This window comes from Streptomyces sp. NPDC059900, from assembly GCF_050270335.1.
GTDB lineage: Bacteria > Actinomycetota > Actinomycetes > Streptomycetales > Streptomycetaceae > Streptomyces.
The window spans coordinates 1-7,758 of record NZ_JBNNJZ010000393.1 but is presented as its reverse complement, the minus strand read 5'-3'; the positions used below and the strand labels follow the sequence as shown (position 1 = coordinate 7,758).

The 7,758-nt window shown below is 70.5% G+C and carries 8 protein-coding genes and 1 pseudogene; 2 read left to right on the top strand and 7 right to left on the bottom strand.

From position 1 onward, the window contains the following. The first annotated feature begins 17 nt into the window (after positions 1-17). Positions 18-1,346 carry an MFS transporter gene (locus ACQKIP_RS33700; protein ID WP_365859660.1) on the top strand — a complete coding sequence of 443 codons (1,329 nt, stop codon included), beginning with the start codon at positions 18-20 and terminating at the stop codon, positions 1,344-1,346. Positions 1,347-1,407: 61 nt separating this feature from the next. Here the strand turns inward: ACQKIP_RS33700 and ACQKIP_RS33695 are convergent, their stop codons facing one another. Beyond that, entirely contained in the window at positions 1,408-1,866 is a 459-nt protein-coding gene (locus tag ACQKIP_RS33695; RefSeq protein WP_365859659.1) for an ATP-binding protein, read from the bottom strand. A gap of 175 nt (positions 1,867-2,041) precedes the next feature. Here ACQKIP_RS33695 and ACQKIP_RS33690 point away from each other — a divergent pair, with 175 nt between their 5' ends. Next, the gene (locus tag ACQKIP_RS33690; protein ID WP_365859658.1) at positions 2,042-2,419 is read left to right on the top strand and encodes an STAS domain-containing protein; all 378 of its coding nucleotides are present in this window, start codon (positions 2,042-2,044) and stop codon (positions 2,417-2,419) included. Between the two features lie 38 nt (positions 2,420-2,457). On the opposite strand, the gene ACQKIP_RS33685 is transcribed toward ACQKIP_RS33690, so the two are convergent. From ACQKIP_RS33685 to ACQKIP_RS33660, 6 genes and pseudogenes are all read right to left on the bottom strand, one after another. Beyond that, positions 2,458-4,062, bottom strand: a complete 1,605-nt coding sequence (locus ACQKIP_RS33685; protein ID WP_365859657.1) for a fused response regulator/phosphatase — start codon at positions 4,060-4,062, stop codon at positions 2,458-2,460. After that, entirely contained in the window at positions 4,059-5,438 is a 1,380-nt protein-coding gene (locus ACQKIP_RS33680) for a sensor histidine kinase (RefSeq protein WP_365859863.1), read from the bottom strand. The genes ACQKIP_RS33685 and ACQKIP_RS33680 overlap by 4 nt, the downstream gene beginning before the upstream one ends. Positions 5,439-5,522: 84 nt before the next feature. Continuing rightward, positions 5,523-6,554, bottom strand: a pseudogene (locus tag ACQKIP_RS33675) (ATP-binding SpoIIE family protein phosphatase); the annotation flags it as partial. Positions 6,555-6,583: 29 nt separating this feature from the next. Then, the gene (locus ACQKIP_RS33670) at positions 6,584-7,006 is read right to left on the bottom strand and encodes an ATP-binding protein (RefSeq protein ID WP_427745019.1); all 423 of its coding nucleotides are present in this window, start codon (positions 7,004-7,006) and stop codon (positions 6,584-6,586) included. After that, positions 7,003-7,374 carry an STAS domain-containing protein gene (locus ACQKIP_RS33665; RefSeq protein ID WP_365859656.1) on the bottom strand — a complete coding sequence of 124 codons (372 nt, stop codon included), beginning with the start codon at positions 7,372-7,374 and terminating at the stop codon, positions 7,003-7,005. The genes ACQKIP_RS33670 and ACQKIP_RS33665 overlap by 4 nt, the downstream gene beginning before the upstream one ends. Next, on the bottom strand, positions 7,371-7,758 hold a 388-nt coding region (locus tag ACQKIP_RS33660), incomplete at its 5' end, for an STAS domain-containing protein (protein ID WP_427745018.1). The genes ACQKIP_RS33665 and ACQKIP_RS33660, both read right to left, overlap by 4 nt.

The window sequence follows — 7,758 nt, the reverse complement described above, 5'->3', positions numbered from 1 at the left end:
ACCTCCCGGAGCAGACCATGACTACCCCTGCCCGACGCGCCGCAGGCCAGGCCGCGACGCCACAAGCCGCCGAGTCCCCCGGCGGCATGCGCCGCATCGCGTCGGCCAGCTTCATCGGCACGGCGATCGAGTTCTACGACTACTACATCTACGGAACCGCCGCGGCCCTCGTCCTCAACGAAGCGTTCTTCCCCGACCTCTCGCCGACCGCCGGCACCCTGGCCACCCTGTCGACCTTCGCCGTCGGATTCGCGGCCCGCCCCCTCGGCGCGGCGATCTTCGGCCACTACGGCGACCGTGTCGGCCGCAAGACCGTACTCGTGGTCTCGCTCCTGATGATGGGCCTGTCCACCGGCCTCATCGGCCTGCTGCCCGGCTACGACACACTGGGCGTCGCGGCGCCGGTCCTCCTCGTGCTGCTGCGGGTGGTCCAGGGACTCGGCCTGGGCGGCGAATGGGGCGGCGCGGCACTGCTCGCCGTCGAACACGCCCCCAAGGGCAAGCGCGGCCTGTACGCGGCCGCTCCCCAAATGGGCTCGCCCGCGGGCTACTTCGCGGCGACGGTCACCTTCCTGCTGATGTCGGCGGTGCTCGACGACGACGCGTTCGACAGCTGGGGCTGGCGCATACCCTTCCTGCTGTCCTTCGTGCTGGTCGCCGTCGGTCTCGTGATCCGGCTGAAGGTGGCCGAGACCCCTGCGTTCGCCAAGGTCATGGACGAGCGCGAGACCGCGAAGGCACCCCTGGTCGAGGCGTTCCGCCGCCACCCCAGGGAGATGTTCCTCGGCGCGGGCATGATCACCGTGGTGTACGTGATGTTCTACACGGCGGCCACCTACTGCATGACGTACACCACCGGCACCCTCGACATCCCCAAGAACGACATGCTGGCCCTGACCCTGGTCGCCGTCGTCGTGCTCGGCCTCTCCACCTTCTTCGTGGCCCGCTGGTCGGACCGTGTGGGCCGTCGGCGGCTTATCATCGGGGGCGCCGCGTTCGGCGTGGTCTGGGGCGCGGTCCTCTTCCCGCTCCTCGACACCGGCAACTACGTCCTGATCGCCGTCGCGCTGAGCGGCGCCCTGCTCTGCATGGGCATCATCTACGGCCCGGCCGGTGCCTATATGCCCGAACTCTTCGGCACGAAGATGCGGTACTCCGGCGCCGGCTTCTCCTACAACCTCGGGGGAGTGCTCGGCGGTGCGGCGGCTCCGCTGATCGTGACCGCCCTCGCCGAGACCTACAGCCCGGCGGTCGGGGGCTGGTTCATGAGCGGCATGGCCCTGCTCTCGCTGCTCTGCGTGCTCGCCCTGCCGGAGACCAAGGAACGGGACCTCGACCGCGTGTAGTGCACGGGCGGGGAGCGACGACCGGTCGGTGCGGCCCTCCGCGGCCGGGCCGGCCGGTCCCTCACGTGTCGTCGAGGGTGATGCTGACGGTGATGCTCTTGCCGGCCTCCTCCTGCCGCGCCTCGAAACGCCGGGCGACGGCCAGCACGATCTCCAGACCGTGCTGGCCCACCCGGCCCGTGTCGGCGGCGCGGGCCCGTGGCAGGTCCGGCCCGGAGTCCCGCACCGCCACCTCGACCGCCCCGGCGTCGATCCGCAGCTTCACCAGGACGGGACCGGGGGCGTACTTGAGGGCGTTGGTCACCAACTCGCTGATGACCAGCTGCGTCAGGTCCGTGGCACGCCGCGAGACCGCAACGCCGTGCTCGCTCTGCATCCGGGCCAGGAAGCCCGCGGCCAGCTGCCGCGCCCTGGCGATGCACGTGCTGGTCCCGTCCAGCTCGAAGGCGAACTCCGGGGCTGCCGCGCTCCCGGCGTGCTCCGTGGCCGGTTCGTCCGGCGGCGCGGCGTCGTCACGCATGGTCTGGCTCGCAGATGATTCGCCCCATGTACCCGTTCCCGATCGTGCCGGCGTTCCGTGCCCGCCATGTCGGCCCGGTGCGACCTTCCCCGCTTCCTGTCCGACCTGCCGGGCATCGTGCGTACGTTACCGTCGGCGCAACACGCGAGGCCCCGGATGTGCAAGCATCATCTGCATGGCTGAGGAACGCATGGCTGGCAGCGAACGAGCCCAGCAGACCGAAGAGTTCTCGGTCGTGTCGACGCCCCTGGACGGCGTGACGGTTCTGACGCTCGCGGGTGAGATGGACATGGACACCAGTGCCCTCGTACACCAGGCCCTCGAAGCCGTCGAGGCGCCCGGTGCCCGCGTCGTCATCGACCTGCGGCGGGTCTCCTTCATAGATTCCAGCGGCATCAACGTCTTCATCGCCGGTCACCGGGCTCTCGCCGAGGGCGGCGGGCGGCTGCGTCTGGCCGGCCCCGCCGAGTCCGTGAGCCGGACGCTGGAGATCGTCGGCATCGACACCCTCATCGACATCTTCCCCACACTCGGCGAAGCCCTGGACGGGTGACCTCTCCTCGACGCCCCCGGCGGCCCGGCCGTCCATGATCAGTGCAGGTCCGCGGCGAGCAGGGCGATGTCGTCGTCCTTGCCCCGGCCGAACCTGTCCAGGAGATGGTCGCTGAGGTCCTGGAGCCCGGCCGGGCCGGCCACGGCTTCCGCCATGAAGGTGTCGAGCGTCGCGTTGAGCGAGGTGTTGCGCACTTCGACCAGGCCGTCGGTGACGAGCAGCAGCCGGGTGCCCGGTGGTGTGCTCAGGGTCGTCGGGGCCGGGTGGGGCGCACGCAGTCCCAGTATCGGTCCGTGCTCGGTGTGGAAGCGCGCGCCGCCGTCCGGGCTGATGACGAGCGGGGGGATGTGACCGGCGTTGGCGATCTGCAGACGCCGTCCGCCGGGCTCGACGAGGACCAGGCAGAGGGTGGCCGTCACGGTCGGCTGCGAGTGCGCCAGGAGGTTCTCGAGGTGGTTGAGCACCTGCTGCGGGGGGTGGCCTTCGATGGCGTAGGCGCGCAGGGCGTGGCGCAACTCGCCCATCACGGTGGCCGCGCCGAGCGAGTGGCCGAGTACGTCTCCTATCGCAAGGAGCAGGCCGTCGGCGGTGGGGATCGCTTCGTAGAAGTCGCCCCCGATCTCGGCGTTCTCGGAGGCGGGCAGATAGCGGAAGGCCAAGTCGACGCCGTCGACGGCGGGCAAGTCGCTCGGCAGGAAGGAGCGTTGCAGGGCCAGGGCGAGGGTGTGCTCCTCGTTGTAGGTTCTCAGCGCTTCGAGGGCCAGCGCGCAGGCGTGGGCCAGCTGTTGGAGAAGATGCTCGTCATCCGTTCCGGTGAGTGCGCCGGAGGGCACGGCGAGGCAGACAGGGGGGCGTCCGCGCTTGGTCCGCGCCACCGCCAGGGCGATGTCCCCGCCCAGGTGGCCCGCGCTCAGCAGCGTCTGCCACTGCCCGCGCGAGATCCGCGCGACCGTCGCGCCGGTCCCCTCGCCCAAGCTCTGCTGGAGCAGCCGGTCCAGTACGTCCGGCCGCGCCACGTACGTTCGGGTCGTGGCGGCCGGTCCTTCACTCGTGCTGTGGACCGCCTGCCCTTCGGGCGAGAGGAACACCGCGCTGGCCGGGGACGACAGCAGCCGGGCGGTGCCCCCGGTGGCCGCGGAGGCGAACGAGTGGAAGCCGACGGCGCTGTAGACGGACATGGTCGCTTCGTTGAGGGTCAGGAGCTGGCGCGCGAGTTGCTCCGCCCGGCGCCGCGCTCTGGCGTAGCGCAGCGTGGCCGTGACCGTGGCGAGCAACTCGCCCGGATCGAGGGGCTGGTTGAGGTAGGTGTCCGCGCCCCTCCGGAGGCCCTCGGCGTGATCCTCCGCGCTGACGGCCGACGCGGAGATGTGGATGACGGGCAGCGCGGACGTGCGGGCGTCGCTCTTGATCTTCTCGCTCAGCTCGAAGCCGCTCATGTCCGGCAGACGCACGTCCACGATGGCGATCTCCGGCAAGGGGTCCTGTGCCACGGACAGGTGGTCCAGGCCGCTGGCCGCGTTCTCCGCGCCGATCACGATGTGGCCCGCACGCTCCAGCCAGCTGGTCAGGAGGTACAGGTTGGTCTCGCTGTCCTCGACCACCAGGATGGTGGCGGGTGCCGCGTCCCGGGAACTGTCGGTCATGGTGTGCCTCCGCCGGTTTCCTCGCCGGGGTCGTCCGGCTCGTGCACCGGGACGCGCACCTCCACGCGTGTGCCGACCCCGGGAGTGCTGGAGAGTTTCAGTGTGCCCCCGAGGAGTTCGGTGAGGGTGCGGGCGTAGGGAAGTCCGAGTCCGGTTCCCGCGTGCCCGCTCTGGTGGGGGCCCCGGACCTGGTAGAACTCCTCGAAGACCCGGCCCAGTTCCGCTGCCGGGATACCGACTCCCGTGTCGGTGATCGTGACGTGCAGCGACGGCGACGTCCGGTCGTCGCTCAGGTTGATGTCCAGCCGCACTTCACCCGCGTCGGTGAACTTGCAGGCGTTGGAGATCAGGTTGCGCAGGACCTGGGTGAGGAGTTTCTCGTCCGTCGTCACCGTGGGGAGATCCTTCAGGTCCGGGGTGACCAGGGGGACACCCTTGCTTCCGTAGGTGCCCTCGAACGTGGCGCTCAGCTGGGACACGAGCAGCCGCAGGTCGACCGGGGCGCGCTGGACGTCGAGCAGACCCGATTCGGCCTTGACGACGTCCAGGAGGTCGCCGACGAGGGACAGGACCGTCTGCCCCGACGCCTCGATCAGCGTGATCTGCTGACGCTGCTCGGGCGACACCGGCTCCGATGCGGGGTCGAGCAGCAGGCGGGCCAGCGCGACGACGGAGTTGATCGGTGCGCGCAGCTCGTGGCTGATGTTGGTCCAGAACCGCGTCTTCGCCTCGCTGGCCTCCCGGATCTGCCGGGACTTCTCGTCCAGTTCCGAATGCAGGGCCAGCACACCGATGTTGGTGGTCTCCAGCTCCCTGGTGAGCTCCGAATAGAGGGCGAGCACCCCCTGGTTGGTCTCCTCCAACTCCCGGTTGAGCCGCCGCAGTTCCTCCCGCTGGGCCCGCGTCTCCTCCAGCGTCGCGATCAGGTCGCGCGTCTGGGCCCTGAGGAACTCGGCCTCCGTGGTGGGACCGCCTGTCTGGCCCAGGGCCCGGGCCAGGCACTCGTCCATTTCGGTGACCGTGAGCCGGTTCGCCGGCAGCGGCTGGCGGATGGTGGCCCGGCCGCGGGTGCCCCGGGGCTCGTACTCGATCACGACGAGCCGGGAGACCAGTTGCAGGGTCGTCGGGGCCGGCTCCGTGCCGCCGACCCAGTCGAGGGTCACGACGAGCGCGGGCTGCTCGCCGGACTCGGAACGGAAGGAGACGGTGCTCGCGCCGCAGCCGAGCCGGTCCCGGCCCAGTTCGCTCAGCGCGGTGGCGAGACGGACCTGGTCCTGGTGCTCCAGGCCGAGCGCCGAGGCAGCCCGCTGCGCACCGCGTCTGAGCCGGAACACGTCCTGCGCCGAGGCAAGGCCGAGAGAAGCCGCCGTGCGCAGCCCGGAACCCGCGCCGGCGACACCGGCGCCGCGGACCTGTCGGGGAGAGTCAGCAGGACCGTCCGTACAGCCCTTCGCTGGTCCCCAATTCAGCTTGACCACCTCCACGCTTGGATCGTGCGGGCGCACACCGGCTTCACGCAACAGCTGCCCCGCAATGACGAGCGGCGAATGGTGCAGAAGCCCGGCCAGAGCGGTGTGGTCCCATCGCTCGGTCAGTCCGTCGGAATGCATGGCCAGGGCGCCGCCTTCGGGCAGCGGCTCCTCGAAGGTCCGCAGGCGGCGCATGTTCACGCCGACGATGCCGGGCACCGAAAGGAGCGCCTTGCGGGCCGCGTGGTCGATGAGGAAGCCGCTGATGTTGCCGATGCCGCAGTACTGCACCCGCTGCGCCGCCGGGTCGATCCGGGCAACTGCCGCCGCGCCGCCGCGTGTTCCGCGCAGAGCGCGGTGGATCGCATGCATGACTCCTTCCGGATCGGTTGCCGGGGTGGCGTGGAACGCCTCTACCGCCGCCGCGCTGGCGCGGGCCGCGAGCGGACCGTGCCCCAGACCGTCGCACACCATGACGAGAACGGCCGGGCGGTCGGAATCGGTTCCGGTGGCGGTGTCGAGCCGGGCGCTCCAGGCGTCACCACAGGTCATCTCGCCGCTGATGGGCCGTGTCATGCCGGAGACCCGCTGCTGCCCCGCCAGGCGGGCCGCCGTCACTCCCTCCTCGTCCGCCTGGCGGGACCAGAACTGTGCCGCCATCACGGTCCCCTTGCCGGGCACGGAGTGGACATCGAAGTGGTCGGCGAGCCTGGCCACGGCTCCGAGCCCGATGCCGAGCGTGCCGGTGCTGGAGGCTCCGTCGGCCAGCGCGGCGGACACGTCGGCCATGCCGGGCCCCGAGTCGACGGTCACGAACTCGACCGCGGCCTCTTCGTCCGTGTGCAGCGTGCGCAGCAGCAGCGCACCGTCCGTGGCATGACGCTGGATGTTGGTGGCGGCCTCGGTGACGGCCAGGCCGACCTCCGCGGCCCGATGCGTGTCGAGACCGATCCGCCGGGCCAGCGCGGACGCGGCTCCGCGCGCCGATGTGGACAGGGAGGGACCGTCCCGGAACCAGCTCATGTCCCTGCTGGCCAGTATGGTCCGGGCGTTCACCGGGCCCACTTGATGATGGTGACCGTGGTGCCCACGCCGACCTCCGACGTCAGGTCGAACTCGTCGACGAGGCGGCGGGCACCGCTGAGGCCCAGGCCCAGGCCGCCGCCCGAGGTCCAGCCGTCCGTCATCGCGAGATCCACGTCCTCGATGCCCGGCCCGCTGTCCTCGAAGAGCGCGGCGAGCCCGCGGCGGCCGTCCCTCTCCACGAGCCCCGCCCTGACGACTCCGCCACCTCCGTAGACGAGGGTGTTGCGGGCAAGTTCGCTCGCCGCCGTGATCATTTTCGTCTGGTCCACGAGCGAGAGCCGGCACTGCTGTGCCAGGACGCGGATGGTCTGCCTGATGCTGACGACATCCCTGTTGTGCGTGATGGAGTAGTCCTGCGGCGCCTCGCCAGGCAGCCAGGGCGCGTTCACGCCTCGTCCGCAGAGGAGGAGCGCCGCAGCCGCGCCAGTCCCTTTTCCAGGTCGAGAGCCGTGCTCACTCCGCCCAGCGAGAGTCCGAGTTCGACGAGCGTGATGGCGACGGCGGGGCGCATCCCGACCACCACGGTCTCGGCGTCGAGCATGCGGGAGATGTCCGCGATCGTCGCCAGCATGCGTCCGACGAAGGAGTCGACGATCTCCAGCGCCGTGATGTCGATGATGACGCCCCGCGCGGAGCGGTTCACGATCTGCTCGGCCAGGTCCTCCTGCAACTGAAGGACGGTCTGGTCCTCCAGGTCGAACTGGATGGACACCACGAGCACTTCGCCGATCCGCAGGATCGGCACCCGTTCGGTCACAGCTGACCGGCCTTGCGGTTGACCATTTCGAGGCCCGACTTCTTCAGGGCCAGCTTCAGCGCGTCCGCGAGGGTCGCCTTGGTGACGATGCCCTCGAACTCGATGCCGAGCGCCACGATCGTCTGCGCGATCTGCGGCCGGATGCCGGAGACGGTGCATTCGGCGCCCATGAGGCGGGCCGCGACGATGGTCTTCAGCAGATGCTGGGCCACCTGTGTGTCCACCGCCGGTACGCCGGTGATGTCGATGATGGCCTGCTCGGAACCGGTGTCCACCAGGGCCTGGAGCAGCTTCTCCATGACGACCTGGGTCCGCGCGGAGTCCAGCGTGCCCACCAGGGGCACGGCGATGACGCCGTCCCACAGCCGGACCACGGGTGTGGAC